A 24,681-nucleotide genomic window follows, 5' to 3' on the forward strand; every position below is an offset into this window, starting at 1 on the left:
GAAAAGCATGAGCACCCCGAACATCGTCGCCTACCTGAAGCCCACCTGCGGCTGGAGCATGGGCGTTCGCGCCGTCCTGGCCAAATACAAGCTGCCCTACGAAGACAAAGACATCATCAACGTCATCGAAAACCGCGAGGAAATGATCCGCAAGAGCGGCCAGCCCCTTTCCCCCTGCGTTGAAGTGAACGGCACCATGCTCGCCGACATCAGCGGCGAGGAGCTGGAAGCCTGGATGGTCGCCAACGGCGTCGTCCAGCCGGACGCCACCGACACCGGCGTCCCCCTCAACCAGCCCTGCGCGCATGAGATGGTGCCCCCCGCGGCGGTGAAGGTGAATTTCTAACGCGGCGACGCCGTAGTTACTTTCCACTCCCGCATCGTCTCGCCCTCGAAGAAGAAGCGGCCCTTGAAATAGGGGCCGCTTTTTTTGTTTAGCAGGAGGGGCAGCCAGTGCCGGTCATCCTGCCACATCCGGTCGTAGGGGATGTCCTCCCAGGCGGACCAGAAGGGGATCGCCTCCTCCGTCGTCTTCAGCTCCCCTTCGATCCCGTCGGCGCGGAAGACGACGCAGTCGATCCGCATCCCGTCGGCAAAGCGGAAGTAAAGCTCCCCCGCCCGCCGGACGCCCACGGGGCGGACGCCGATTTCCTCCTCCATCTCCCGGATGGCGGCCCGGCGGGGCGTCTCGCCCGGATCGATCTTTCCGCCCGGGCCGTTCACCTTCCCGGCGCCGAATCCGCGCCGCTTTTCGATGAGGAGAATGCGCCCGGGCTGGACGGCAAAGCAGAGGACGCAGCGCAGATGCATGCCGCCTTCCTGCCATTCGCGGAGGGAAGCGTCAACGCGGCCTTTCCAAAGCCTTGGACAAGCTTTAGAAAAAGGAAAGTGGAACCGACTCCCGAAACCAAACCCTTCTTCTCCTGGCTGCGGAACCGCTTTCTGACCGGCCTCTTCACCGTCCTGCCGGTGCTCCTCACCTACTGGATCATTCGCTTCGTCTACAACGTGGTGAACGGCCCGGCCGACCGCTACATCCGCGCCCTGGTGGAAAACCACCTCCTGCCCGGCTCCGATTACTTCCTGGCCCATCATGAGGGGACCATCCCCGGCGCCGGCTTCGCCGTCACCCTGCTCCTCATCTTCCTGATCGGCATCGTCGCCAGCCACCTCGTCGGCCAGCGGTTCTTCCACTTTTTGGAAACCATCTTCCTGCGCATTCCCGTGGTGAAGGTGATTTACCAGGCCCTGCGCCAAGCCGTGCAGGCGGTGCAGCAGATCGGCGGCGACCCGTCCGCGGGGGGCAACCCCTTCCGGCAAGTCGCCTACATCACCCTGCCGGGGAGCGAGGCCAAGCTCTTCGGCTTCGTCACGGGCCGGTTTGTCGACCCGGAGGGGACGGCCCAGGTCATCCTCTTCGTTCCCAATGCGCCGAGCCCTTTGGCGGGCTTCGTCCTGGCCGTGCCGGAGGAGAAGGTCCAGCTGGCTCCCTGGCTGACCGGGGAGCAGATGACTAAGATGGTCATTTCCATGGGGTTAATCTCCCCCATCACGGCCGCCACGGCGCCCGTGCCCGAGGGACAGGCCTGATTTTGCTAGGCGGTTGAGGCGGGGTCTGCCTAGATTCTGCCCCTCTATGGCACGCTCCACCCTCCTCCTGATCGCGCTGATTCCTCTTTTCTTTGCCGGCTGCGGCAGGCAAAACAGCGCCACTATTAAAACCGACGACCAAAAAATCAGCTACGGAATCGGCCTGAACCTGGGCAAGAGCATGAAACAGCAGGGCCTGGAGGTCGACGCGCAGGCGGTCGCCGCGGGCATCGCCGACGCGCAGTCCGGCGCCAAGCCCAAGGTGGCCATCAACGAAATCGAGTCCCTCATGCTGGCCAAGCAGCAGCAGCTCATGAAGGACCGCCTCAAGGCAGACGCGGCCGCCGCCAGCAAGAACGCCGCCGACGGCGAGGCCTTCCTGAAAGAGAATGAGAAGAAGGCCGGCGTGAAGACCACCGCCAGCGGCCTCCAATACAAGGTTGAGAAGGAAGGCAAAGGCAAGAAGCCGTCCGCCACCAGCACCGTCACCGTCAACTACCGCGGCACCCTGATCGACGGCAAGGAATTCGACAGCTCCTACAAGCGCAACGAGCCCGCCACCTTCCCCGTCAACGGCGTCATCCCCGGCTGGACCGAAGGGCTTCAGCTGATGACCGAAGGGTCCAAGTACCAGTTCTTCATCCCCGCCAAGCTGGCCTACGGCGAGCAGGGCGCGGGCAACGGCGTCATTCCTCCCGGTGCGACGCTCGTCTTCGAGGTCGAGTTGCTGAAGATCGACTAAGCGCCCCAAATCGAAAAACCGCGGTCAGTAAAGGCCGCGGTTTTTTTGTGCCCCAAGGGCCTGGGTCGTTACGTTAACGCGACCTAGAGAGTGACCTCCCGGTCGGCGTAAGCGCCGGGGGGGAGGGGGGCGTCCTCACGCCGCGGGTTGGTTACCGTCACCGCGCCTTGCAGGCGGACGCCGGAGGAAAAGAGGACAGGCCCCCTTACCGTCAGGCGGCGGCAGGAGCGCAGGGAGGGGATCCCGGCGGCAAACTTGGCGTCGAAATCGTCGATCCGCTTGTAGTGAGCCCCATCCAGGTCGATGAGCGGCAGGGCTTCCGCCCTTAGGCGGAGCGTTTCCTCCTCCAGCGCGTAAGCGTCGGAGCGGAGGGCCAGAAGGTCGTTGGTCGTCTTCACCGGCAGGAAGCGGGTGCGGGGGACGACGACGGCTTCCGCTCCCTCGAAGGCCTCGATGGCCGCGCCCATCGCCGTTTCCAGCTGGATGACGGCAGGGGAGGCGGGATCGCGCGGATCGACGGTCTTCCTGTTGAAGATGACCGGCAGGGCGATGGAGCCTTGCCCGGCCTCCAACGCGGCGCGGAGCTGCCGCAGGTCGATCCATAGATTGTTCGTGTTGAAGAAGCGATGCCGGGAAATGTCGCCGAAGGCGGCCTGGTCTTCCGGCGGGCATTGGGCGATTTCCCGCAGCCGCAGCCGTCCCGTGGCGCGGTCGCGGCAGAGGTGGCCTCCCTTGCGGTCGGCCTCCGTCCTTTCCGTCACCTCCATGAGGAAGGGGGCGCCGGACGCGGCGAAACGCTCCAGCAGGAGCGGGTCCAGGGTGGCTCCCAGGTTGTCGGCGTTGGATACGAAGAGGTAGCGAAAGCCCTGTTCCAGGAGGGAGGCGAGCCGTCCGCTGCCCGCCAACGCGGCGTAGAGGTCGCCGTGGCCGGGGGGGCACCAGGCCATATCGGGATCGGCCGCCTGGGCCGGGGCCAGGGTGGCGGCATCGACTTTCGGCGCCTTGTTTTGGAGCAGCTCCCAGGTTTCGGGGCCGCCCAGGGAGGGGTAGCGTTCCGCCAGAAAGGCGCGGGTGTCGGCGCTGGTGGTGAAGCTGTCCATCAGGAGGAAGCCAGGCCCGTCTCCCCCCTTCCGGAGCCGCAGGACATGGCGGCAGATCAGGTCCAGGAAGGTCAGCCCTTCCTTGACCGGCAGCAGGGACTTGGCCCGCTCCAGTCCCATGCCGGTGCCCAGGCCGCCGTTGAGTTTTAGAATGCAGGCTTGGGAAAGAAGGGAACGGTTGGAACTCTCTTTGCCCGGCTGATGGACCGGCAGGGAGGCGAGAGCTTCTATGGAAGGCTCCGGGATCTGGCCTGTTTCTCCCCGGGCCAGGGCTTCGTAACTGCGGCGGAAGGAGGAGATGGCGGCGGCGGAAGCGCCTGAGCCTTCCATCAAACGGGCGAAAAGGGAGAAATCAGCCATTCTTTTATATCCAACGCGAATAAAGGGTGTTCGTTTGACCTTGGCCCTTCCCGATGGGGGAGGCAAGGCTCCTAATTTCCTTCAAACTCTTCCGACTCCAAATTTTTTTCGTGGAAAATGCCCGTTTTGCGGTCTCATTTGTTGCAATGTGCATGGGGCCATCGCTCTTTCTCATCGTTTTTTAAATGTTTCCTATATTCATATTATTAATAAGAAACGAGTTGTGAAATATGTCGTGCAAATGGCATGACCCCGGCTTGTAAAGGGGTGTGAAGAAATCTCTGCGATGCATCAAATCCCCTCCGGAATGGGAGGGATTCCTCTGCGGCGCGGCCATTGTCTTGGCGACGCTGGGTTTCAGCGGCTGGGCGGGCACGGCCAGCGGCATTGTACAGATTTTGGCCGTCATCTTCGGCGTCCTTCTTCTTTTCTCCTGCTATCTCTCCCGCCCTCACTCCTCCTAAATTCCCCCCCCTCATGCGTATCCTCATTGTCGATGACGAAACCGCCATTCGCAAAACCACCCTCCTGGCGATCCAGGTGGAAGGCCATGAAGCCGACGCCGTGGACAGCGGCCATTTGGCCCTGCGCAAGATGGCGGAGGAATCTTACGACTTGGTTTTCCTGGATCTGCGCTTGGGCCGGGAGGACGGCCTCGACATCCTCAAGCAGATCCTAAAGATCAACGCCCAGCTGCCGGTGGTGGTCTTCACCGCCTTTGCCTCCGTGGAGACGGCGGTGGAAGCGATGCGGCGCGGGGCCTTTGATTACATCCCAAAGCCCTTTACCCCGGAGCATCTCCGGCAGGTCATCCAGAAAGTCCAGAAGACCCGGCGGCTGGAGGGGAAGATCGCCGATCTGGAGAACCGCATCTCCAAGAGCACGCCGGAAGCCGACCTGACCACGAAGGACCCGCTGCTTCAGGCGGTCTATGAGACGGCCTTCCGCGCCGCCGCGACGCCCGCCACGATTCTCATCCTGGGGGAAAGCGGCACGGGCAAAAGCGTCATAGCCCGCGCCATCCACCAGCGGAGCCTGCGGAAGGACCAGCCATTCGTCACCGTCAGCTGTCCCAGCCTTTCCCGGGAGCTTTTGGAGAGCGAGCTCTTCGGCCACCTGAAGGGCTCCTTTACCGGCGCGGTGAGCGACACGTGGGGCAAGGTGGCCGCCGCCGACAACGGCACCCTCTTCCTGGACGAGATCGGCGAGCTGCCGATGGAGATCCAGCCGAAGCTCCTGCGCCTCCTCCAGGAAAAGGAATACGAGCGGGTGGGGGAGAACAAGCCCCGCCACGCCGACGCGCGCATCATCGCCGCGACGAACCGGGACCTAGCCGCCGGGGTGAAAGAGGGGCGCTTCCGCGAGGACCTCTTCTACCGGCTCAACGTCATCACCCTGCACATGCCGCCGCTGCGCGAGCGCCCGCACGACCTGATGACCATCGCGGACAATTACCTCGAATTTTTCGCCCGCCAGACGGCCAAGAAGGTTTCCGGCTTTTCGGAGGAGGTCCGGGACTGCATCCGCCGCTACCATTGGCCGGGGAACCTCCGCGAGCTGCGCAACGCGGTGGAGCGGGCCGTCATTCTTTGCAACGGGGAAAAGATCGGCCTTTCCGACCTGCCGGACGCCATCCACCTGACGCAGGGGGAGGCGTCCCTTAACCTAGGCGCGCAGGCGACGCTCGACGAGCTGGAGCGGGAACACATCCGCCTGGTCCTGGCGAAGTCCCACAGCTTTGACGCCGCGGCCAAGACCCTGGGCATCGATCCGGCCACCCTTTACCGCAAGCGCAAGAAGCTAAGCCTCTGACCATGTTTCTCCTTTCTCAACCGGTCCCAAGACGATGCTGAGATGGCGTCTTTCCCTGGGCATGGTCACGCTGATGGCCCTCCTGCTCGCGGTGGGCTGCTACGCGGTGTGGCTCCTGGACAGCCTCGGCCCGGCGGTCAAGCGGGTGCTGGACAACAATTACCGCGCCATCAAGGCGATTGAGGATATCCGCGTTGCCACGCTGCGGATCAACAGCACCTACTTCAGCCCCAGCCCGGAGGCGCTGCCCAGCTTCGACAAGGCCGCCTTCGACGACAATCACCGGGCGATCGACGCCGCCGTCGAAGAGCTGCGCTCCGTGCCGATGCCCGCGGCCGAGTCGGAGGCCGCCCGCCGCCTGGACGGCGCGCTCGACACTTACTTGAGGCTTTATGGGAGGCTCTTTGCCGCCAGCACGCGGGACAAGACGGAGAGCCTGCTGATGATGCAGCGGATCCAGGACTCCACCCTTCTCATCAGCGAGGCGGCCGACCGCCTCCTCTCCTTCAACGAAGAGGCGATGCTCGACGCCGACCGCAAGGCCCGCCAGCACGCGAAGGACTCCATTCATTTCCTGCTCCTGGCCATGGGCCTGGCGCTGGCCGTGGCCATTTACGCCTCCTATCGGATGGGGTCCGCCGTCCTGGAGCCCATCCGCGTGCTGACCGATTTTACGGGACGCATCGGCTCCGGGCAGCTGGACATCAGCGCGCCGGTCCTTTCCGAGGACGAGCTGGGCAAGCTGGCCTCCTCCTTCAACACCATGGCGGCCCAGCTGCGCGCCTATCGTCAAACCACCTCGGAACGGATCTTCAAGCTCAACCATACCATGGAGGCGACGCTCTCCGCCTTCCCGGACCCGATCTTCGTCATCGACCGGGAGCGGCGCATCACCCTGCGCAATCCGGCGGCGCTCCGCTTCGGGGAGGAGCTGGGTTTCGGCGACGGGCTGCCGCCGGAAATGGCGGACCGGATCACCCAGGCGCTGGAGACCGGCCTGGACTACCTCCCGTCCTCCTTCCGGGACACGCTCTTTTACCGCGTCAACGAGCAGGAGAAATCGTTCCTTCCGCGCGTCTTGGTCATGCGCGGCCAGCACGGGGAAATGGACGGATTGGCCGTCGTTCTTCAGGACATGACCCGCTTCCGCCTGATGGACGACGTGAAGACCAATCTGATTTCCACCGTCAGCCACGAGCTGCGCACCCCGCTGACCAGCATCCGCATGGCCTTCCATATCCTCATGGAGCGGAAGATCGGCGCGTTGACGGACAAGCAGGCCGACCTTTTGGGCGTCGCCCGGGAGGACGCGGAGCGGCTGCTCCGCACGCTGAATGACCTGCTAGACCTCGCCCGGCTGGAGGACGGCCGCCACAACCTGCACTACGACCTCGTCGCCCCCGAGGAGCTGGGCCGGGAGGTCGTCCAAGAGGCGGAAAGCGCCGCGGACCGCCATCACGTGCGGCTGGTGATAGAGGCCGGCAAGGAGGGCCTCCCCAGCATGATGATCGACCGCGCCCGGGTGAAGCACGTCCTGGCTCACTTCCTGGACAATGCCATCAAGCACTCCCCCTCCGGCGCCACCGTCCGCCTGGGCATCGAAAGGCGCCCGGGAGACCAGATACGCTTTTCCGTGGAGGACCAGGGGGAGGGGATCCCGTCCGAGTTCCAGGGGCGGATCTTTGACAAGTTCTTCCGCGTGCCCGGGCGGCCGAAGACCGGAGCGGGCATCGGCCTTTCCATCGCGCGCCAGATCGTGCAGGCCCATTTGGGCCGCATCGGCGTTCACAGTGGCGCGCAGGGCGGAAGTGAGTTTTATTGTGAGCTGCCGCTCGACGGCAAAAATTAGAAAGAATCCGAAGGAGAAGTTTTATGACTAAGCGCATTCTGGTGGTCGACGACGAGCCCAACATCCGGCTGAGTTTCCGCTACGGGCTCTTGTCCGACGCGTGGCAGGTGGAGGAGGCGGCCAACGGCATGGAGGCGGTGGAAAAGGCCCGCAAGGCGCCGTATGACGTCATGCTGATCGACCTGCGGATGCCGGGAATGGACGGCCTCCAGACCCTGGCCAAGCTGCAGGAGGCCGGCCTCCGCATCCCCGCGGTCATGGTCAGCGCCCACGCCACCACGGACACCGTCCTGCAGGCCGTCCGCCTGGGAACGCTGGATTGTCCTCACTAAGCCGGTGACGCCGGAGCAGCTCCGCGCCTCCCTGCAGGAAGTGCTGGGCCGGTTCGACTTCTCCCGCGCCCTGCCGCTGGCGCCGGGCCGCCCTTTCACGGCGGCGGAAAAGCTCCAGCTGGCCAAGTATCACGTTTTCGAAAACCGCTATAAGGAAGCGCGGGAGCTTCTTCAGCAACTAATCGACGGGGGCGGCCATCAGGAGGAGGCGCTCCTCCTCCTGGGAATCCTTTGCGAGATCAGCCAGGACTTCTCCGGGGCGGAGGATTACTATCTGCGGGTGCTGCGGCCCTCCGTTCCCTCCTCTGAGTGGAAAGATCCCTCCCGGGCGCGCTGGCTCTTCGAGCATTTGAGCGGCCAGGACGAATAAGCAAAAAGCCGCCCCGGAAACCGGGGCGGCTTTTTCTTGGAAGCGGTGCCCGGGTTACTCCTGCGCCGCCTTGTGATGGTGGCCGGTCTTGGCGAATGTTTCCTTCTGCTCGGGGGTCAGGATGGCGTCGATCTTGGAGCGGGTCTGCTGGTGCAGGCTTTTGAACTGCGTCTTTTTTTCGTCCTTGGAGAGGCCGGAGTTGGCCTTGATGGCTTTGGCCGATTGGGCCTCGTTTGTGTAGATCGTCCGCGCCTGGGCCTGCTGGGCGGCGGTCAGGTTCAGTTTTTCGGTGAGTTTTTCGACGTGACGGTCGATCCGCTCCTGGGGGCCGCTTTCGGCGGTGGCCGGGGTCTTGGTCTGGGCGGAGGCGGCGCCGATGCCTGCCAAGGCCATGGCGGCGGTGAGAAGGAAGGCGCAGGTCAAACGCAGGGAATGTTTCATAGTTGCCCGATTGAACCGGGCTCCCCGCGGGAAGTTGCGGCCTAGTTGCCGGAGGCCTATTGGCTCATGGATTGGATGGCCGCGCGCGTTTGCTGCTTCAGGGCTTCCAATTGGGCGATTTTTTGTTCCGACGTCAGATTGGGATCATTTTGAATGGCCTTCATTTGGGCCAATTGTTGCTGCACGAAAGTCTTCGTTTGAGATTGTTGAGAGGAGGCCGCCTGGGCGATTTTATTGACGTCGGGCGGATCGGAGGCGCTAATCAGCTTTTGGAAAGCTTCTTTTTGAGTGGCGTTGAAGCTGCCCTGTACTTTGGTGAGTCCCTCGGTGTAAAGGGAGTCGAGTTCGCTTTGAGATGCGGCGGGAGTATCCCCGTAGGAGGTGGCTTTAGCTTGAGCCTGTTTCAGGGTGCTGGAGAGGGAGTAGATGACCTGGTTTTTCTGATACATGCTGAGGTCCAGCTTTTCGACCAAGGTTTGCGTGCCGTTATTGACAGAGGAGGTGATCTCGTTAGAGGTCAGTGGCGATCCGGCCTTGGGGACGACGACGCCAGGGATTTTGGCGATCCCAACAGGACCTTGCAGGGTAGGGAGGGTGGGAGAAGCCGCGGCGGCGGCCGCTGTGGCAGCTAGGCTGGAAAGAGAGGAGGAACTGCTAGAAGAAGAAGAGGAGGAGGAACTCGGGGTGTCATCGACGAAGCCTCCATTTTGGGCCCAGGCCATGCCCAGGACTGTCATCCACACGCCAAAGACCGCCGGGAGCGACTTGAAGGAGGACTTCATATCTCCCTATGCAAGCCAGTTGTGTGCCGGAAATCAATCCGCAGGCGGACTTTCCGGGGCGGCTTTGGAAAGGTGTCCTGAGGCGTTGTTCAGGGAGGTGGCCAGGCGGTCCAGGGTCTCCTTCTGTTGGGCGGTCAAGATGGCGTCGGCCTGCTGGCGGCCGCTTTGGTAAAGCTCTTGCCATTGGGCCCGCTTTTGCTCGGAGGTCAGGGCCGCGTTATGGCGGATTTCCTCCGCCTTTTTGAACTTGTCCCGCAGGATCGGGCGGAGCTGGTCCTGTTGGGCGGGGGTCAGGGCCAGGCTTTGGGAAAGCATCATCAGGGTCATTTCCGCCGCGTTTTGCTTCGAGTCCGGGGTGGGCGCAGGAGCTTCCTGGGCAGAGGCCGCCAGGGGGGCAAAAAGGAGGAGCAGGGCAAGGAGGGGCATAAGGGGGGGGAGCCAATTGAACCGGCCTGGGGACTGAAAGTCAATTGGCGGCCCCGGCGCTTTAAGGTAGCGTGCGCCATCATGCAGGAATCCGCCCTGAACGATTTTCTCAAGTTCCTTTCCTTTGCCAGCATTTCGGCCGACTCGGCCTACCGGACCCCAACGCGGGAGTGTGCCGCCTGGCTGGTGGAGCGCCTGCGCGGCATGGGACTGGCGACGGAGCTGCACGAGACGGCGGGCCTCCCCGTCGTGGTGGCCCGGAGCAAGCCCCAGCCCGGCAAACCCACCGTCCTTATCTACGGCCACTATGACGTCCAGCCAGTCGATCCCCTGGCGCTGTGGACCCACCCCCCCTTCGAGCCCCACGTGGAAAACGGCGTCGTCACCGCGCGCGGCGCGGCGGACAACAAGGGGCAGATCCTGGCCCACATCCTGGGGGTGGAGGAAGCCCTGCGCCGGGACGGAGAGCTGCCGGTCAACGTCTGCTTCGTCATCGAGGGGGAGGAGGAGATCGGCAGCCCCAGCCTGGCTCCCTTCCTGGAAAAGGAGAAAGAGCGGCTGGCGGCCGACGTCGTCGTCATCTCCGACAGCCCGATGATCGCCCCCGGCGTCCCCACCTTCACCTACGGCCTGCGCGGCGTCGCCGCCATGGAATTGCACGCCACCGGCCCGGCCCAGGACCTCCATTCGGGCATGTACGGCGGGGCCGTGGCCAATCCGGTGACCGTTCTGGCCCGGCTCATCGCCAGCCTCCACCGGCCGGACGGCAGCGTGGCGATCGAGGGCTTTTACGACGGCGTGGCCCCGCTGGCCGATTGGGAGCGGGAGGCCTGGCAAAAGCTGCCCCTGACGGAAGCCCGCCTCAAGGAGATGACCGGCGTGCCCGCCTTGGACGGGGAGGCGGCCTACCGCCCCTTGGAGCGCATCTGGGGCCGCCCCACCGCGGAGGTCAACGGCCTTTACGGCGGCTACCAGGGGGAAGGGTCCAAGACCGTCCTGCCGAAGGAGGCCCGGGCCAAGCTGACCTTCCGCCTGGTCCCCGGCCAAAAGGGTGAGGATGTCCTGGCCAAGGCGGCCAAGCACTTCCGGGCCCACTGCCCGCCCTCCATCCGGCTGGAAGTGGAGATCGGCCATGCGGGCGACCCCTACATCGTGGAGCCCCACACCGGCCACGGAAAGCGGGCCCAGGAAGCCCTTCAAGAAACCTTCCCCGGCGTCCCCCTGGCGCTCACGCGGGAAGGGGGGAGCATCCCTATCGTCGCCGATTTCAAGCGGATCCTGGGGGCCGACACCCTCCTCCTGGGCCTGTGCCTGCCCGATTGCAACGCCCACGCCCCCAACGAAACCTTCCCCCTGGCCAACCTGGAGGCGGGTATCCGGCTCAATCAGGCCCTTTTGCATAAATTAGGGTTGCCAGGCACGGCATGATCTGTAAGCTCTCCCCTCCTTTCAGACCGAAGAAACAAACTATTTAAAGGTAATTATGGCTAAGACGATCTCTCTCAAGGCGCAGATCCGCACCGGCACCGGCCGCAGCGCCGCCAAGGCCCTCCGGGCCAAGGGCGAAATCCCCGGCGTCATCTACGGCAAGCGCGGCACCTGGCCCGTCCAGATCAACAGCCAGGAGCTGAGCGAAGCGCTCCACCACGTCTCCAGCGAGAACGTGCTGGTCGACCTCCAGCTGAGCGGCGGCGAAAAGGCCGAGACGAAGTTCGTCTTCCTCCAGGAGGTCGAGCACCACTACCTCCAGGACAACATCGTCCACGTCGACCTGCACGAGATCGCGGCCGACGAAGAGATCCACGTTGAAGTCCCCGTTGTCGAAGTCGGCGAGCCCGTCGGCGTCCGCGTCGGCGGCGGCCTCATGGAGACCATCCTGCGCCGCCTCCGCGTCTCCTGCCTGCCGAAGTATCTCCCCGAGCAGATCACCGTCGACGTCAGCGCCCTGGAAATCGGCCAGGCCATCCACGTCGGCCAGATCGCCCTGCCGGAAGGCGTCACCGTCCTCAACCCGAAGGACCAGTCCGTCGTCGCCGTCCACGCTCCTCTGACCGAGGACGAGGCCAAGGCCGCCGAGAGCACCGCCCCCGCGGCCGCCGCCACGGAGCCCGAGGTCCTCAAGGAAAAGAAGGAAGCCGCCCCCGCCGCCGAGGGCGACAAGAAGAAGTAACCGCCCCCGCGCGGTCCTTCCCGTCCCGGCCCGCCCCCGATGCCGTCTTACCGGCTTATCGTCGGGCTGGGCAATCCCGGCTCCAAATACGAGGGGACGCGGCACAACCTCGGTTTTGCCGCCCTGGACGCCGTCCTTTCCCCCGCCGCGTTCTCCCCGGAGAGCCGCGGCCCGGTCGAGGTCGCCCGCGAGGGCGACGTCCGCTTCCTAAAGCCCCAGACCTACATGAACCTGAGCGGTCCCGCCGTGGCCGCCTGGCTCTCCTGGCTTAAGCTCACCCCGGCCGACCTCCTGGTGTTGGTCGACGACTTCGCGCTTCCCTTCGGCGAAATCCGCTTCCGCACCGGCGGCAGCCACGGCGGCCACAACGGCCTGCGCTCCATTGAGGAAACCCTGGGCACCCGGGACTACGCCCGCCTCCGCCTGGGCATGGGCCCCGTGCCGGAACGGTGGGCCGTGGAAGACTTCGTCCTGGCCCGTTTCACCCCGGAAGAGAAGGCGCAGCTCCCTCTTTTCCTCGATCGCGCAAAGGACGCGTTTCGCTGTTGCCAGGACCGGGGAATTTCGCTAGCAATGACCCTCTTTAACAAAAAACAGGAACTATGAATCGCTACGACGGACTCTACATTTTGGAAGCGCAGGAAAAGGCCGGGAAAGAAGATCCCATCAAGGCCTCTCTCGACGCCATCGAGAAGGAAATCAACGCCCTTGGCGGCAGCGTGCAGGGCACCCAGAAGATGGACCGCCGCCGTTTCGAGCGCATCGCCGACGACGTCGACTCCGGCTTCTACGTGAACGTCCGCTTCTCCATGGAACCCTCCCAGATCGTCGCTCTGCGCAAGAAGCTCTCCCTCGGAAAGGCCGGCGTTTTCCGCCAGTTCTACCTGAAGGCGAACGAGAACGAAGCCGTCGCGGCCTAGTCTCCTTCCCGTCTTCTTAAAACTCCCACCGCCATGGCCGACCTGAACAAAGTGATGCTCATCGGGAACCTCACCCGGGATCCCGAGGTGCGCTACACCCCGAAGGGCACCGCCGTCGGCGACCTGGCCATGGCCTTGAACAACTCCTTCAAGAGCCAGGACGGCCAGGTGCGTGAGGAAGTCTGCTACGTCGACCTCGTCGTATGGGGCCGCCAGGCGGAAACCGCCAAGCAGTACCTCAGCAAGGGCTCGCCCATCTTCGTCGAGGGCCGCCTCCAGCTCGACCAGTGGGAGACCAAGGAAGGCGAGAAACGCAACCGCCTCCGCGTCGTCGCGGAGCGCATCCAGTTCCTGGGCCGTCCCCGCGAAGGCGGCGGCGGCGGCGGTGGTGGAGCCCCCCGCGGCGAAGGCCGCAGCGGCGGCGACAGCTACAACCAGGCCCCCCCGCGCTCCCAGGCTCCCGCCTACGAGGCGCACGAGCCCGGCCCGTCCGACGACGACGTCCCTTTCTAAACCGCAAGCCGGGCCCTTTCATCCATCTAAACCAACCACGAATCAAGGAACTGCCATGCAAGTCGAAGTGCTACTGAAGAACAAGATCGAGGGCCTGGGCGTCGAGGCCGACGTCGTCTCCGTCCGCCCCGGTTACGCCCGTAATTTCCTGGTCCCCCAGGGCCACGCCGTCCTGGCCACCTCCGCCACCAAGCGCCAGATCGAGCAGCTCAAGCAAAAGCGCGCCCAGCGCGAGGCCGAAGAGCTCAACGCCGCCCAGGAACTGGCCGGCAAGATCAACAAGCTGAACCTCACCTTCACCCTCGCCGCCGGCCAGGGCCAGGACAAGGTCTTCGGCTCCATCACCAATCACGACGTCATCGAGCGCCTGAAGGCGGAGGGTTACACCGTCGACCGCAAGCAGGTGAAGCTGGAGAAGCCGATCAAGGAGACCGGCTCCCACGAGATCATCATCGCCGTCCACCCGGAAATTTCCGCCAAGCTGAAGATCCAGGTCGCCACGCCCGCTCCCGAAGGGGAAGAGGCCGAAGGCGCCGAGGACGCCAAGGGCGCGCGCAAGACCGCCCGCAAGAGCACCAAGAAGCCCACCGCCTCGGCTTAAGCCGGGCGGTTGGGTTTTACCCCCTTGACGAAGCGCGGGTTCCTCCGCAGCATCGCCGCCTGCCTGTGCTTTACAGGTGTTAAGGGATTAACGTGTACGTGAAGAGCACCAAGCAGCGGCTTTTACGCGGGAAGAGGGTAAAGGCCCTCTTCTCCGCGCTGCTTTTTGCCAGCTTTTCCTTCCAGGCCTTCCTCCTGCCCGCCGGCGCGCAGCCGCTGCCGGCCGGCGAGCAGAAGCTGAACGTCCCCCAGGTCCCCGACGCCGAAAAGCGGACCGTCCAGGCTCCCGACGCGGTCAAGGACACCAACTACGGCCCCGTCGTCAAAGACATTGAGGTCGTCTACGTCGGCCCCCAGTCGGTCAACAAGAGCGTCATCCTCTCCAACATGCGGACGGCGGTCGGCCAACCCTACTCCCCCGCCACGGTGGAAGAGGACGTCCGCAACCTTTACGCCACCGGCCTCTTCACCAATCTCCGCATCTCCGACCAGCCGCTGGCCACCGGCATCAAGGTCACCGTCGTCGTCCAGCCGAAGCCGCTGGTGAAGGAAATCATCATCAACGGCGCCAAGCAGATCAAAGAGAAGCGCCTCCGCAAGGAAATCCACTCCAAGGCCGGCGAGCCCCTCAGCGAGGAGCAGATCGCCGAGGACTGCCAGAAGATGCGGGACTACTACCAGAACAAGGGCTTCAACAACGTCCAGATCACCTACAAGATCGACGTCAACGAGCAGTTCGGCCGCGCCGTCGTCATCTTCACCGTAAACGAGGGGGCCAAGGCCTTCATCCGCCAGATCGTTTTCGCCGGGAACAAGGCCTTCACGGAAAAGGAACTGCGGAAGACCTTCAAGAAGACCCGCGTGAAGGACCTCATCTCCTTCATCGACAAGTCCGGCCTCTTCAAGGAAGACGACTTCCAGGACGACCTGCAGCACCTCAAGGAATTCTACCAGAACCACGGCTACATCGACGTGGAGGTGAAGAAGACCGCCATCACCTACCCGAAGCCGGAGGAGATGAAGCTGACCATCACCGTCTTCGAGGGGATCCAATACCACGTCGGCTCCATCAAGGTCGACGGCAACACCCTTTACGACGTCGCCGCCATCCGCAAGGCCCTCAAGATGGGGGAGGGGGCCGTCTTCTCGCCCAAGGGCCTGCAGGACGACGTGAAGGCGATCCGCGACCTCTACGGCAAGAACGGCTACATCGACGCCGAGGTCCGCCCCGACCGCATCTCCAACGTGGAGAGCGCCAAGATCGACCTCGACTACCACATCGTCGAGGGGGCCCAGTCTTTCGTCGACCGCATCATCATCCAGGGCAACAACCGGACGAAGGACAAGGTCCTGCGCCGCGAATTGCCGCTGGCCCCGGGCGACGTCTACGACAGCGTCCGCGTCGACGCGGCCAAGAAGCGCCTGGAGAACCTCGGCTACTTTGAGAAGGTCGACATCAGCCCGCAGGACACCTCCGTGCCGAACCGCCGCAACATGGTCGTCACCGTCGAGGAAAAGCGCACCGGCAACATCACCTTCGGCGTCGGCTTCAGTTCCGTGGACAGCCTCCTCGGCTTCGTCGAGCTGTCCCAGGGCAACTTCGACATCGGCAACTGGCCCTACTTCACCGGCGGCGGCCAGAAGTTCCGCACCCGCGTCCAGTACGGCCTCGTCCGCAAGGACTTCACCCTCTCCTTCACCGAGCCGTGGTTCATGGACAAGCCGCTCTCCGTCGGCTTCGACCTCTTCGCCCACCAGTTCAACAACGATTACCAGAACGCCCTCTACTCCCAGTTGGAAATCGGCGCCGACGCGCGCGTCTCCAAGCAGCTGACCCCCTTCTGGACCGCCACGGTCATGTACAAGCTGCAGGAAATCTCCCTTTACGACTTCGACTCCTCCACCGCCGCCTCCATCCCCGGCCTTTACGCCCAGCGCGGCAGCCGCTCGGAAAGCTCCGTCACCGCCTCCCTTTCCTACGACACCCGGGACAACATCTTCCTGACCCGCCGCGGCGAGCAGGTCAACTTCATCGTCCAGGGCGCGGGCGGCCCTCTGCTGGGGCAGACGGACATCTACAAGCTGGAAGCCAACGCGCAGAAATTCTTCCCCCTGCCGTGGGACCTCATCTTCTCCATGAAGGGCGCTACCGGCGTGGTCAACTCCTACGGCGACATGCAGAGCTACCCCGGCGACTCGAACAAGGTGCCCCTCTTCGACCGCTTCTTCCTGGGCGGCTCCCGTTCCGTGCGCGGCTTCCAGAACCGCGGCGTGGGCCCCGTCTACCCGGGCACCGACCAGCCCACCGGCGGCGACACCTACGGCTACATCAACTTCGAGCTCACCTGGCCCATCATCGACCGCGTGCGCGGCGCCGTCTTCTACGACGCGGGCTTCGTCGACCAGTCCTTTGCCGCCTACGGCGACATCCTGCCGGATTACAACGCCGCCGTCGGCGTCGGCCTGCGCCTGAACCTGCCCATCGGCCCGCTGCGCTTCGACTACGGCGTCCCCGTCAAATACGACTCCTGGAACAAGTCGAGCGGCCGCTTCAGCTTCGACGTCGGCTATCAATTCTAACCCAACCCATCATGAAACGGATCCTCCTCATCGCCGCCATCTCCCTCCTGGCCGTTCCCGCCCTGCGCGCGGAACTGAAGATCGCCACCGTCGACCTGCAGGCCGTCTTCAACGGCTATTACAAGACGAAGGACGCCGACTCCCTTCTCAACGAGCGCGTCACCGGCTTCCGCAAGGAGCGGGACGAGATGGTGGCCGACTACCAGAAGATGGTCGACGACGCCAAGAAGCTCCAGGAAGCGTCCGAGGACAAGACCCTTTCCGAGTCGGCCCGCGCCGCCAAGCAAAAGGCCTTCGACCAGAAGCGCCAGGAAATCGTCAACAAGCAGGGCCAGATGCGCGAGTTCGACGGCGTCCGCTCCCGCGAGTTTGAGGACCAGAGCCGCCGCATCCGCGCCGGTTTGGTGGACGAGATCACCAAGTTCGTCACCGAGACCAGCACGAAGGAGAAGTTCAACCTGGTCATCGACAAGTCCGCCCCCAGCATGAACGGCACCCCCGTCGTCCTCTACTCCCAGGACGTGAAGGACATCACCGACGAGGTGATCAAGGGCCTTAACGCCACCAAGCCCGCCAACTACACGGCCCCTGCCGCCGCCGGCAGCAGCAACGCCCCCGCGGCCAAGCCCTAGTCCCCGTCCGCCCGCGCCATGCCTGAGTTCACCCTGGCCCAGCTGGCCGAGATGGTCGGCGGCAAGGTGGAGGGCGATTCCGGCCTCCGCATCGGCAACATCTCCGACCTGGCCGGAGCGGGCCCGGGCCATCTCTCCTTCCTGGGAAATCGCCGCTACCTCCAGGCGGCCAAGCAGACCGGCGCTTCCGCCATCCTAGTTCCCCTGGATGAGGACGAGTCCTTCCCCTGCGCCCTGATCCGCGTCGAATCGCCCTCCCTGGCCTTCGCCAAGGTGGCGGAGCATTTCCGCCCCGCGCCCGTTTCCTACGCTCCCGGCGTCCACCCCACCGCCGTCCTGGCGGCGGACGTCGTCCTGGGGGAGGGGGCCAGCATCCAGCCCCACGCCGTCGTCGAGGCGGGCGCCCGCATCGGCGCGCGCACGGTGATCGGTTCCGGCGTCCACGTCGGCGCGGGCGCCGTCATCGGGGAGGACTGCCTGCTTTACCCGCGCGTGGTGCTCCGGGAGCACTGCGTCCTGGGCAGCCGCGTCATTCTCCACGCCGGGGCGGTCATCGGCTCGGACGGCTTCGGCTACGAGTTTAAGGAAGGCCGCCATGAGAAGATCCCCCAGATCGGCTACGTCCAGATCGACGACGACGTGGAGATCGGCTCCAACACGACCGTCGACCGCGGCCGCTTCGGCCGGACCTGGATCAAGAAGGGGGCCAAGATCGATAACCTAGTCATGATCGCCCACAACGTCGTGGTCGGGGAGCACTCCGTCCTCGTCGGGCAGGTCGGCGTTTCCGGCAGCACCGTCATCGGCAAATACGTCACGCTGGCGGGACAGGTCGGCCTGGCCGGGCATCTCCAGGTGGGGGACAAGGCGGTCATCACCGCCCAGTCCGGCGTGGCCAAGGACGTCCCCGCGGGCTCCGTCCTGAGCGGACGCCACGCGCTCCCGCTGCGGGAGAATTTGAAATTGGAAGCCCTGTTCCGGAAGCTCCCGGAGATGTGGGACAAGATCCGCGGCCTGGAAAAGGCCGCCGGAAAGTAGAACCTGCGCGGTACAGGGTTCGAACCTGTGACCTTCCGCGTGTGAAGCGGACGCTCTACCGCTAAGCTAACCGCGCGTGGAGAGTAGGAAGAGCTAGCAGCAATTCTTCCCCCAGGCAAGGCTTGCTCGTGCGGTTCTTTCCGGGCAACTAAGGAGGCTGATGAAAGTCCGTCTAGGCCTCGTTCAAACGCATGCCGGCTCCGATCCGGCCGATAATCTCCGCCGCCAGCTGGCCCTGATGGAAAAGGCCGCCGGCCAAGGGGCCCAGATCATCTGTTCCCAGGAGCTTTTCCGCTCCCCCTACTTCTGCCAGGCGGAAGACCACGAGAATTTCAAGCTGGCGGAGGAAATCCCGGGCCCCAGCACGGAGGCCTTCTCCAAGCTGGCGAAGGAAAAGGGCGTCGTCGTCATCGCCTCTCTCTTCGAGCGGCGCGCCGCCGGGCTTTATCACAATACGGCGGTCATCTTCGATGCGGACGGGACTCTGCTGGGTCTTTACCGGAAGATGCACATCCCGGACGACCCGCTCTTTTACGAGAAGTTCTATTTCACCCCGGGCGACCTGGGCTTCCGCGCGTGGAAGACGAAGTTCGGCAAGATCGGCGTCCTCGTCTGCTGGGACCAGTGGTATCCGGAGGCGGCCCGCCTCACCGCCCTCCAGGGCGCGCAGATTCTTTTTTATCCCACGGCGATCGGCTGGCACCCTTCGGAAAAGGCCCAGTACGGCGCCGCCCAGCACGGGGCGTGGGAGGTCATCCAGCGTTCCCACGCGGTGGCCAACGGCTGCTACGTCGCGGCGGTCAACCGCATCGGCCATGAGAAGCCCTACGGGGGCGACGGCCTGGAGTTCTGGGGGCAGAGCTTTGTCTCCGACCCTTCCGGCACCCTCGTGGCGAAGGCCTCTTCCGACAAGGAGGAGATCCTTCTGGCGGAGGTCGACCTGGAGCGCGTCGACACGACCCGCACCCACTGGCCGTTCCTGCGCGACCGCCGGATCGAGGCCTATGGCGACCTGACCCGCCGGTACATCGACTAGCATGTCTCTTCCCGCCGCTTCCGGCTACCGGATGCCCGCCGAGTGGGCGCCGCACGCCGCCACCTGGCTTTCCTGGCCCCGTCCGGAGGGGATCAGCTTCCCCGGGGGCGAGACGGACGCCGACGCGATCTGGGGCCGCCTGGCGTCTCTCCTGGCGCAGGAGGAGGCGGTCCACATCAACGTCTTTTCCCCCGTGCACCGGCAGGCGGTGGAGGCGGCCCTGCGCCAATGGGCGCCCGCGCCGCGCCATCCGGTCATCCTGCATCAGTTCCCGGCTTACGAGCCGTGGTGCCGGGATCACGGCCCCATTTTCATCCAGAACGCGGCGGGGACGGCGGTCGTCGACTGGGACTACAACGCCTGGGGCGGCAAGTATCCGCCCTACGACTTTGACGACGCCGTGCCGCGCCACGTGGCCGACTACCTTGACATGCCTCTCTTTTCCCCCGGCCTGGTGATGGAGGGCGGCTCGCTCGACGTCGACGGGGAGGGGACGCTCCTGACCACGGAATCGTGCCTGCTCAACCCGAACCGCAATCCGGGCAAGAGCCGGGAGGAGATCGAGGCGGCTCTCCGGGGCTACTTGGGCGTGGAGAAGATCCTCTGGCTGGGGGACGGCATCCTGGGGGACGACACGGACGGCCACGTCGATGACCTGACCCGCTTTGTCTCGCCCGGCGTCGTCGTCACGGTGGTGGAGCGGGATCCGGCCGACGAGAACTATAAGCCTCTGCTGGAAAACCGCCGCCGCCTGGAGACGATGACCGACGCGCGCGGGCGGTCGCTGCGGGTCATTGACCTGCCCATGCCCGCGCCCCTGGTGCAGGACGGGCAGCGGCTCCCCGCCAGCTACGCCAATTTCTACATCGCCAACAACCAGGTCCTGGTCCCCGTCTTCGGCGACCCCCAGGACGATGTGGCCTGCTCCATCCTGGCCCCGCTCTTCCCGGGACGACGGATCGTGCCCTTCGCGGCCCGGGAACTCATCTGGGGCTTGGGCGCCCTCCACTGCATCACGCAGCAGCAGCCCCTTTTTTGGAAATCTGTGTAAAAAGCTTTGACCGCAAATGAGACGCACCTACCCTCCTTCCAGATGAGGAAGTTCAGCTGGATCCTCTTTTTGCTCGTTGCCGTTCCTTCCTTCTCCTTTGCCCAGCAGGGAGATACGAACGGCCCCGTGGTTATTACCAAGGTGGAGGCCAATCTGGTCCCGACGCCCAATTACACCGTTTCCGCGGCGACTTCCACCCCGGTCACGCCCTCGCCTAAGTGGTTGCAGGTGAACTTCGATTTCACCGCACGGAACGAAAAGCCGTTCATCGACACTCTTCAGTTCCGCGTCTATGTGGAGGTGGCGGAACCGTCCGGCCCGGACGACCAGGAAGGCAGCCCGGCGCTCCTCGTCGGGGAGACGACGTTTATCAACGTGCCGAATGAGCGGGACCTGCACGGTTCCTTCTTCATCCATCCCTACACGATCCGCCGTTTCGGCGGGGAAAACGCCTTTTCCAACTTTAAGGCGAAGCGGAACATCCGCGTGGAGGCGCTCATCGACGGGCAGCAAATCAGCTTCCACGACGAGCACGATGACGATGCGAACTGGGTTTCCTCGCTGCGGAAGATCAGCGGCATGGTGCTGCCGCGGGACCAGAGCCCGTGGGCCCTGGTGAACATCGACCGCTATCCGCCGGTCAAAACCCGGAGCGCCTCCCAGTAATGGCCGCTCCCACGCCGATCATCGCCCTCGACGTCGGCTCCCACACGGTCAAGGTCGGGGAATTCCAGGCTGCCAACGGCGCGCTGACCCTCACGCGCTTCGCCACCGCCCCGCTGGAACTGGACCCGAACAAGGAGGATAACCGCCACGCCGTGCTGGCGCGCGCCGTGCGCCAGGCCCTGGCCGCCGGAGGCATTCCGGCGGGCAAGACCATTTTCGCCGTCGCCGGTCACGCCGCCTTCATGCGGTGGATCAAGCTGCCCGCCGTCGACCTCATGCAGCTGGACAAGCTGGTGGCCTTCGAGGCGCAGCAGGTCGTGCCGTTTCCCCTCTCGGAAGTGGTCTGGGACTTCATGGTCCTGCCCTCCCGCGGCGCGGAAAAGGAGGCGATCATCGTCGCCATGAAGGCCGACCTCCTGGAGGAGGAATACGACTCCGTCCGCCGCACCGGCCTGGACCCCGTGCAGGTCGACGTGGGCACGCTGGCCCTCTACGACTCCTACCTCTACAACCAGCCCCGCTCGGAAGAGTGCGTCCTATTGATCGACATGGGCGCGCGCTCCACCAGCGCCATTTTCATCGAGGGGGACCGGTTCTACACCCGCATCCTTTCCCAGGGCGGCAACACCCTTTCCCAGCAGATCTGCAACGAATTCCAGGAGCCATTCCCCGTCGCGGAGACCATGAAAATCGAGCGCGGCGGCGTCAGCCTGGGCGGGAATTATCCGCCGCAGCCCGATCCCGACACGGAGCGCCTCTGGCGCCTCCTGCGCGGCAGCATCGGCCGCCTCCAGGGGGAGCTGAACCGCTCCATCGTCTTCTACCGCAACCAGGGCGGCGCCGCGCCCAAGCGGATACTTTTGACCGGCGGCGGCTGCCGTCTGCCTTATCTGGATCATTTCCTGGCGGAGAAATTCGGCGTGCCCGTCGAGTTCTTCAACGCGTTCCAGAACGTGGGCCTGGCCCCCACCGTCGACCGCGCCGCGCTGGCCCGGGACGGACACCACTTCGGCGAGGTCGTCGGCCTGGCGCTGCGCCGGGCCGGGCACGTGCCCGCGGAGATCTCCCTGGTGCCCCGCTCCATCACCCAGGGCGCGGCTCAAAAGCGGGAGCGGCTGGAAGTGGGCGCCGCCTTGGCCGTCTGGGCGCTGGTCTTTCTGCTGGGAGCGCTTTTCTTCACCCTGGAGAAGCGGGCGGCGCAGGCTTCCCTGGAATCCCTCCAGCAGGAAGTCTCCTCCCTGCAGGGCCTTTCCGGGCAGATCGATCCCTTGGCCCAAAAAAATCAGGCTCTCTCCCAGTCCTATGACGAGGGGCAGCGCCTGCTGGCCGCGCGCGATTTCTGGCCGCGCCTCTTCAACGAGCTGAATTCCCGCCTGCCCACCGGCGTCTGGATCACCCAATTGACGCCGACGGACGACGGCCAGCCCCTCGACGCGCCGCCCGGCGCGGAGAAGAAGAACCGTCCCCTCAAAAAGGGCGGCAAGCCTAACAAGGGGAGCGGCGGCCCGCAGATCTCCGAGCTGGAGGTCAAAGGCATGTTCGAGAACGGCCTCAAGCCGGAGGTGGTCAACAGCTTCGTCTCCGCCCTGGCGGACAGCGGCCTCTTTGAAATCGACAAGCAGAAGGTCTCCAATGCGATCCTGAGCACGGAGACTCCCTCTGAAAACGGGCAGCTGGCGTGGAGCTACACTCTTTCCCTCAAGCTGAAGGAGCCCCTCAGCCTTGCCCCGTGACGCGATGAAGACCGCCCTTAACCGCACCCAGACCGCCGTCCTCACGGGGATGGCCGCCATCGCCGTCCTGGGCGGAGCGGGCCTGTGGTACCTGTCCGGCCAGGTCGGCGCGGTGCGGGAGGAGATCGACCAGCAGTCCGGCACCCTGCAGCAGCTGGCCGGCGGCCGCTATTATCCCAGCGCCCAGAACGTCGAGGCCCTGAAGAAGAACAATGCCGCGCTGGAGGCCGCCCTGGGCGAGATCCGCCAGCGGCTCCAGGGCGGCGCGAAGGAGTTGAACGGCGCGGTGGAAAAGAACGCCGTCGTCTTCAAACAGGAGATGGCCGACCGGCTCAAGAAGCTGAGGGAGGAGGCCGCCCACAACGGCGTCCGCATCGACCCGGCGGCGGCCGACTTTGGCTTCTCCATGTACCGCAACGCCAATCCCAGCGACAGCTCCACCGGGATGCTGGGGCGGCAGCTCCTGGGCATCGAAGCCGTCTCCGACGCCCTTTTCCGCGCCCGCGTCTCCAGCCTGGACGCCGTCCGCCGCACGCAGGATGAGAACGGCGACGGCCAGGCCAAAGGGCCGGAGGCGATCCCCCTGCGCGTCACGCCGCTTCCTGGGGGCACCTACACGCTCTATCCGCTCGAATTCGAGTTTACCGGCACGGAGGACGCCGTGCGGGAGGGCCTGGCCAACCTGGCCGCTTCCCCTCTCTTCCTCGTCCCGCGCGCGCTCACCGTCACCAGCCGCCGGGCCTCCCCCCCGCGCACCGACGACCTGGCCAAGAGCGTCCAGACTTTGGAAAAGAAGCCGAGCTTCCTCATCGCCCTGGGGAACGAGGAAATCCGCGTGCGCGCCCGCATCGACCTGGTCGACTGGACGGAAGGCGCCCCCGCCCCCAAGAAAAAGCCGTAACCCATGGACAAATCCTGGTCCAAGATTTTGCTGGTCGCCGTGCTCCTCCTCCTTGCCGGGGAGGGGATATGGCTGGGCCTCGCCTACTCGCGCGGGGAGGCGTCGGCCGCTTCCCCCGCCGCGCCGGGGCAGATCGTGGCCGAGCTGCCCGCCGACGTGGCGGAGCAGGCGAAGGCCTGGAACCAGCCGGTGCTGTGGGCGCTCCCTTCCGGCGGCGGCCATCTTTTCACGGCCCGCCGCCTCCTCTACTTCGTCGGCACGGGAAAGGTGGAGCTGGCCAGGCCGGACACGAAGATCGACGGCATTCCCCTCGACTGGCTCCTCAAGAACGGCCTCGACGCCAGCGACCCGGACGTCGCCCACCAGGACCCGGACGGGGACGGCTTCGACAACCTGGCGGAGTTCCTCTCCGGCGCCGATCCGCGCGATCCCAAGAGCCATCCTTCCTACGCGAAGCTGCTGCGCGTAAAATCGTTCGAGGCGAAGCCCTTTTCCATGACCCTGGCCAGCGTCAACGACCTGGGCGGCGGGCAGCGGGTCTTCCAGATCAACACGCCCAACGGCCGCCGGCCGACGAATAACGTGAAAATCGGCGATTCCTTTGAGGGTTACACCGTCGCCGACTTCCGCCCGAAGCAGGGCGCCAAAAAGATCGGCGACATGGAGGTGACGGGCGACATTTCCGAGCTGGAACTCAAGAAGGAGGCCACCGGCGAGGCCGTCGTCCTCGTTTATCAGGAGCCGAAGAGCGAGCCGAGCATTAGCGCCACGATCGTCCTGCTCCTTCCAGACGCCTTTTCCCACCCGGTAAAGGTGGCCCAGGGGAAAGAATTCACCATCCAGGCGGGAATGACGCCGCAGGGGGCGCCGGAAACCCTCCGTTACCGCCTGAACTCCGTCGATGCCTCCGGGGCAAAGGTTTCCCCGCCCGATTCCCAGGAAACTCTGCTCATTCCCCCCCTGACTTCGGCGGAAAGCGCCGCGATGGGCGCGCCAAAATCATGATGGCAGCGACTGTTGTTTTTCGCTTTCTAATT

28 protein-coding genes and 1 tRNA gene are annotated in these 24,681 nt (G+C 64.8%); 23 read left to right on the top strand and 6 right to left on the bottom strand.

All coding sequences use genetic code 11. From position 1 onward, the window contains the following. Positions 1 to 7: 7 nt before the first annotated feature. Positions 8 to 346, top strand: a complete 339-nt coding sequence (locus tag PW734_07925) for a glutaredoxin (GenBank protein MDE1171118.1) — start codon at positions 8 to 10, stop codon at positions 344 to 346. Here PW734_07925 and PW734_07930 read toward each other — a convergent pair. After that, entirely contained in the window at positions 343 to 810 is a 468-nt protein-coding gene (locus PW734_07930; protein ID MDE1171119.1) for an 8-oxo-dGTP diphosphatase, read from the bottom strand. The two genes, PW734_07925 and PW734_07930, sit on opposite strands and share 4 nt — an antisense overlap. Before the next feature lie 78 nt (positions 811 to 888). Here PW734_07930 and PW734_07935 point away from each other — a divergent pair, with 78 nt between their 5' ends. Both PW734_07935 and PW734_07940 read left to right on the top strand, forming a co-directional pair. Then, complete coding sequence (locus tag PW734_07935) at positions 889 to 1,590, top strand: DUF502 domain-containing protein (protein ID MDE1171120.1); 702 nt, start codon at positions 889 to 891, stop codon at positions 1,588 to 1,590. Positions 1,591 to 1,636: 46 nt separating this feature from the next. Continuing rightward, positions 1,637 to 2,332, top strand: coding sequence for an FKBP-type peptidyl-prolyl cis-trans isomerase (locus PW734_07940; GenBank protein ID MDE1171121.1), 696 nt, complete (start codon positions 1,637 to 1,639; stop codon positions 2,330 to 2,332). A gap of 83 nt (positions 2,333 to 2,415) precedes the next feature. Here PW734_07940 and PW734_07945 read toward each other — a convergent pair whose 3' ends face one another. Continuing rightward, positions 2,416 to 3,792: a UTP--glucose-1-phosphate uridylyltransferase gene (locus PW734_07945; GenBank protein MDE1171122.1), complete on the bottom strand. Its 1,377-nt coding sequence runs from the start codon at positions 3,790 to 3,792 to the stop codon at positions 2,416 to 2,418. Positions 3,793 to 4,061: 269 nt separating this feature from the next. Between PW734_07945 and PW734_07950 the strand changes: the two genes are divergently transcribed. From PW734_07950 to PW734_07970, 5 genes are read left to right on the top strand one after another with little or no spacing between them, the layout of a single operon-like run. Next, positions 4,062 to 4,256 (top strand): DUF1328 domain-containing protein, encoded by a 195-nt coding sequence (locus tag PW734_07950; protein ID MDE1171123.1) that lies wholly within the window; start codon positions 4,062 to 4,064, stop codon positions 4,254 to 4,256. 13 nt (positions 4,257 to 4,269) lie between these two features. Next, the gene (locus tag PW734_07955; GenBank protein ID MDE1171124.1) at positions 4,270 to 5,604 is read left to right on the top strand and encodes a sigma-54 dependent transcriptional regulator; all 1,335 of its coding nucleotides are present in this window, start codon (positions 4,270 to 4,272) and stop codon (positions 5,602 to 5,604) included. Positions 5,605 to 5,638: 34 nt separating this feature from the next. After that, entirely contained in the window at positions 5,639 to 7,453 is a 1,815-nt protein-coding gene (locus tag PW734_07960) for an ATP-binding protein (GenBank protein MDE1171125.1), read from the top strand. 23 nt (positions 7,454 to 7,476) lie between these two features. Further along, complete coding sequence (locus tag PW734_07965) at positions 7,477 to 7,785, top strand: response regulator (protein MDE1171126.1); 309 nt, start codon at positions 7,477 to 7,479, stop codon at positions 7,783 to 7,785. 4 nt (positions 7,786 to 7,789) lie between these two features. After that, positions 7,790 to 8,155 carry a hypothetical protein gene (locus PW734_07970; protein MDE1171127.1) on the top strand — a complete coding sequence of 122 codons (366 nt, stop codon included), beginning with the start codon at positions 7,790 to 7,792 and terminating at the stop codon, positions 8,153 to 8,155. 54 nt (positions 8,156 to 8,209) lie between these two features. Here the strand turns inward: PW734_07970 and PW734_07975 are convergent, their stop codons facing one another. From PW734_07975 to PW734_07985, 3 genes are read right to left on the bottom strand one after another with little or no spacing between them, the layout of a single operon-like run. After that, complete coding sequence (locus tag PW734_07975) at positions 8,210 to 8,596, bottom strand: hypothetical protein (GenBank protein MDE1171128.1); 387 nt, start codon at positions 8,594 to 8,596, stop codon at positions 8,210 to 8,212. A 56-nt stretch (positions 8,597 to 8,652) separates the two neighbouring features. Then, the gene (locus tag PW734_07980) at positions 8,653 to 9,378 is read right to left on the bottom strand and encodes a hypothetical protein (GenBank protein ID MDE1171129.1); all 726 of its coding nucleotides are present in this window, start codon (positions 9,376 to 9,378) and stop codon (positions 8,653 to 8,655) included. Positions 9,379 to 9,411: 33 nt separating this feature from the next. Then, entirely contained in the window at positions 9,412 to 9,804 is a 393-nt protein-coding gene (locus PW734_07985; protein ID MDE1171130.1) for a hypothetical protein, read from the bottom strand. A gap of 81 nt (positions 9,805 to 9,885) precedes the next feature. On the opposite strand from PW734_07985, the gene PW734_07990 reads away from it, so the two are divergent. From PW734_07990 to lpxD, 9 genes are all read left to right on the top strand, one after another. After that, positions 9,886 to 11,232 carry a dipeptidase gene (locus PW734_07990; protein ID MDE1171131.1) on the top strand — a complete coding sequence of 449 codons (1,347 nt, stop codon included), beginning with the start codon at positions 9,886 to 9,888 and terminating at the stop codon, positions 11,230 to 11,232. Between the two features lie 55 nt (positions 11,233 to 11,287). Next, positions 11,288 to 11,974, top strand: a complete 687-nt coding sequence (locus PW734_07995; protein ID MDE1171132.1) for a 50S ribosomal protein L25 — start codon at positions 11,288 to 11,290, stop codon at positions 11,972 to 11,974. Between the two features lie 39 nt (positions 11,975 to 12,013). After that, positions 12,014 to 12,580 (top strand): aminoacyl-tRNA hydrolase, encoded by a 567-nt coding sequence (gene pth / locus PW734_08000; protein ID MDE1171133.1) that lies wholly within the window; start codon positions 12,014 to 12,016, stop codon positions 12,578 to 12,580. Next, positions 12,577 to 12,894: a 30S ribosomal protein S6 gene (locus tag PW734_08005; GenBank protein ID MDE1171134.1), complete on the top strand. Its 318-nt coding sequence runs from the start codon at positions 12,577 to 12,579 to the stop codon at positions 12,892 to 12,894. The genes pth and PW734_08005 overlap by 4 nt, the downstream gene beginning before the upstream one ends. Positions 12,895 to 12,927: 33 nt before the next feature. Beyond that, on the top strand, positions 12,928 to 13,407 hold the full coding sequence (gene ssb / locus PW734_08010) for a single-stranded DNA-binding protein (protein ID MDE1171135.1): 480 nt from the start codon (positions 12,928 to 12,930) through the stop codon (positions 13,405 to 13,407). A 55-nt stretch (positions 13,408 to 13,462) separates the two neighbouring features. Then, complete coding sequence (gene rplI, locus PW734_08015) at positions 13,463 to 14,008, top strand: 50S ribosomal protein L9 (GenBank protein ID MDE1171136.1); 546 nt, start codon at positions 13,463 to 13,465, stop codon at positions 14,006 to 14,008. Between the two features lie 98 nt (positions 14,009 to 14,106). After that, positions 14,107 to 16,587 carry an outer membrane protein assembly factor BamA gene (gene bamA, locus PW734_08020; GenBank protein MDE1171137.1) on the top strand — a complete coding sequence of 827 codons (2,481 nt, stop codon included), beginning with the start codon at positions 14,107 to 14,109 and terminating at the stop codon, positions 16,585 to 16,587. A gap of 11 nt (positions 16,588 to 16,598) precedes the next feature. Then, positions 16,599 to 17,219: an OmpH family outer membrane protein gene (locus PW734_08025; protein MDE1171138.1), complete on the top strand. Its 621-nt coding sequence runs from the start codon at positions 16,599 to 16,601 to the stop codon at positions 17,217 to 17,219. A gap of 18 nt (positions 17,220 to 17,237) precedes the next feature. Then, positions 17,238 to 18,257 (top strand): UDP-3-O-(3-hydroxymyristoyl)glucosamine N-acyltransferase, encoded by a 1,020-nt coding sequence (lpxD, locus tag PW734_08030; protein ID MDE1171139.1) that lies wholly within the window; start codon positions 17,238 to 17,240, stop codon positions 18,255 to 18,257. A 4-nt stretch (positions 18,258 to 18,261) separates the two neighbouring features. Here lpxD and PW734_08035 read toward each other — a convergent pair. Continuing rightward, positions 18,262 to 18,333 (bottom strand) — tRNA-Val (locus PW734_08035). 84 nt (positions 18,334 to 18,417) lie between these two features. Here PW734_08035 and PW734_08040 point away from each other — a divergent pair. From PW734_08040 to PW734_08065, 6 genes are read left to right on the top strand one after another with little or no spacing between them, the layout of a single operon-like run. Then, on the top strand, positions 18,418 to 19,293 hold the full coding sequence (locus PW734_08040; protein MDE1171140.1) for a carbon-nitrogen hydrolase: 876 nt from the start codon (positions 18,418 to 18,420) through the stop codon (positions 19,291 to 19,293). A 1-nt stretch (position 19,294) separates the two neighbouring features. Next, a complete protein-coding gene (locus PW734_08045; GenBank protein ID MDE1171141.1) occupies positions 19,295 to 20,344 on the top strand; it encodes an agmatine deiminase family protein in 1,050 nt (349 codons plus the stop codon). A 42-nt stretch (positions 20,345 to 20,386) separates the two neighbouring features. Further along, positions 20,387 to 21,010: a hypothetical protein gene (locus tag PW734_08050; protein ID MDE1171142.1), complete on the top strand. Its 624-nt coding sequence runs from the start codon at positions 20,387 to 20,389 to the stop codon at positions 21,008 to 21,010. Continuing rightward, positions 21,010 to 22,743, top strand: coding sequence for a type IV pilus assembly protein PilM (gene pilM / locus PW734_08055; GenBank protein ID MDE1171143.1), 1,734 nt, complete (start codon positions 21,010 to 21,012; stop codon positions 22,741 to 22,743). Before PW734_08050 ends, pilM begins: the two co-directional genes overlap by 1 nt. A 4-nt stretch (positions 22,744 to 22,747) precedes the next feature. Continuing rightward, positions 22,748 to 23,644, top strand: a complete 897-nt coding sequence (locus PW734_08060) for an Amuc_1100 family pilus-like protein (GenBank protein ID MDE1171144.1) — start codon at positions 22,748 to 22,750, stop codon at positions 23,642 to 23,644. Between the two features lie 3 nt (positions 23,645 to 23,647). Then, positions 23,648 to 24,649 carry a hypothetical protein gene (locus PW734_08065; GenBank protein MDE1171145.1) on the top strand — a complete coding sequence of 334 codons (1,002 nt, stop codon included), beginning with the start codon at positions 23,648 to 23,650 and terminating at the stop codon, positions 24,647 to 24,649. Positions 24,650 to 24,681 lie beyond the last annotated feature (32 nt).

Source organism: Verrucomicrobium sp. (assembly GCA_028283855.1).
Taxonomy (GTDB): Bacteria; Verrucomicrobiota; Verrucomicrobiia; order Methylacidiphilales; family GAS474; genus GAS474.

Excerpts from the sequence above, each read along its gene's own strand:
- PW734_07940 (MDE1171121.1), top strand. The coding sequence starts at position 1,637 with ATGGCACGCTCCACCCTCCTCCTGATCGCGCTGATTCCTCTTTTCTTT.
- ssb (MDE1171135.1), top strand. The coding sequence starts at position 12,928 with ATGGCCGACCTGAACAAAGTGATGCTCATCGGGAACCTCACCCGGGAT.
- PW734_07965 (MDE1171126.1), top strand. The coding sequence starts at position 7,477 with ATGACTAAGCGCATTCTGGTGGTCGACGACGAGCCCAACATCCGGCTG.
- PW734_07925 (MDE1171118.1), top strand. The coding sequence starts at position 8 with ATGAGCACCCCGAACATCGTCGCCTACCTGAAGCCCACCTGCGGCTGG.
- PW734_07975 (MDE1171128.1), bottom strand. The coding sequence starts at position 8,596 with ATGAAACATTCCCTGCGTTTGACCTGCGCCTTCCTTCTCACCGCCGCC.
- pth (MDE1171133.1), top strand. The coding sequence starts at position 12,014 with ATGCCGTCTTACCGGCTTATCGTCGGGCTGGGCAATCCCGGCTCCAAA.
- PW734_07930 (MDE1171119.1), bottom strand. The coding sequence starts at position 810 with ATGCATCTGCGCTGCGTCCTCTGCTTTGCCGTCCAGCCCGGGCGCATT.
- PW734_08045 (MDE1171141.1), top strand. The coding sequence starts at position 19,295 with ATGTCTCTTCCCGCCGCTTCCGGCTACCGGATGCCCGCCGAGTGGGCG.
- PW734_08060 (MDE1171144.1), top strand. The coding sequence starts at position 22,748 with ATGAAGACCGCCCTTAACCGCACCCAGACCGCCGTCCTCACGGGGATG.
- PW734_07960 (MDE1171125.1), top strand. The coding sequence starts at position 5,639 with ATGCTGAGATGGCGTCTTTCCCTGGGCATGGTCACGCTGATGGCCCTC.
- PW734_08050 (MDE1171142.1), top strand. The coding sequence starts at position 20,387 with ATGAGGAAGTTCAGCTGGATCCTCTTTTTGCTCGTTGCCGTTCCTTCC.
- rplI (MDE1171136.1), top strand. The coding sequence starts at position 13,463 with ATGCAAGTCGAAGTGCTACTGAAGAACAAGATCGAGGGCCTGGGCGTC.
- PW734_08005 (MDE1171134.1), top strand. The coding sequence starts at position 12,577 with ATGAATCGCTACGACGGACTCTACATTTTGGAAGCGCAGGAAAAGGCC.
- PW734_07945 (MDE1171122.1), bottom strand. The coding sequence starts at position 3,792 with ATGGCTGATTTCTCCCTTTTCGCCCGTTTGATGGAAGGCTCAGGCGCT.
- lpxD (MDE1171139.1), top strand. The coding sequence starts at position 17,238 with ATGCCTGAGTTCACCCTGGCCCAGCTGGCCGAGATGGTCGGCGGCAAG.
- PW734_07980 (MDE1171129.1), bottom strand. The coding sequence starts at position 9,378 with ATGAAGTCCTCCTTCAAGTCGCTCCCGGCGGTCTTTGGCGTGTGGATG.
- PW734_07985 (MDE1171130.1), bottom strand. The coding sequence starts at position 9,804 with ATGCCCCTCCTTGCCCTGCTCCTCCTTTTTGCCCCCCTGGCGGCCTCT.
- pilM (MDE1171143.1), top strand. The coding sequence starts at position 21,010 with ATGGCCGCTCCCACGCCGATCATCGCCCTCGACGTCGGCTCCCACACG.
- PW734_08065 (MDE1171145.1), top strand. The coding sequence starts at position 23,648 with ATGGACAAATCCTGGTCCAAGATTTTGCTGGTCGCCGTGCTCCTCCTC.
- PW734_07990 (MDE1171131.1), top strand. The coding sequence starts at position 9,886 with ATGCAGGAATCCGCCCTGAACGATTTTCTCAAGTTCCTTTCCTTTGCC.
- PW734_07995 (MDE1171132.1), top strand. The coding sequence starts at position 11,288 with ATGGCTAAGACGATCTCTCTCAAGGCGCAGATCCGCACCGGCACCGGC.
- PW734_08040 (MDE1171140.1), top strand. The coding sequence starts at position 18,418 with ATGAAAGTCCGTCTAGGCCTCGTTCAAACGCATGCCGGCTCCGATCCG.
- PW734_08025 (MDE1171138.1), top strand. The coding sequence starts at position 16,599 with ATGAAACGGATCCTCCTCATCGCCGCCATCTCCCTCCTGGCCGTTCCC.
- PW734_07955 (MDE1171124.1), top strand. The coding sequence starts at position 4,270 with ATGCGTATCCTCATTGTCGATGACGAAACCGCCATTCGCAAAACCACC.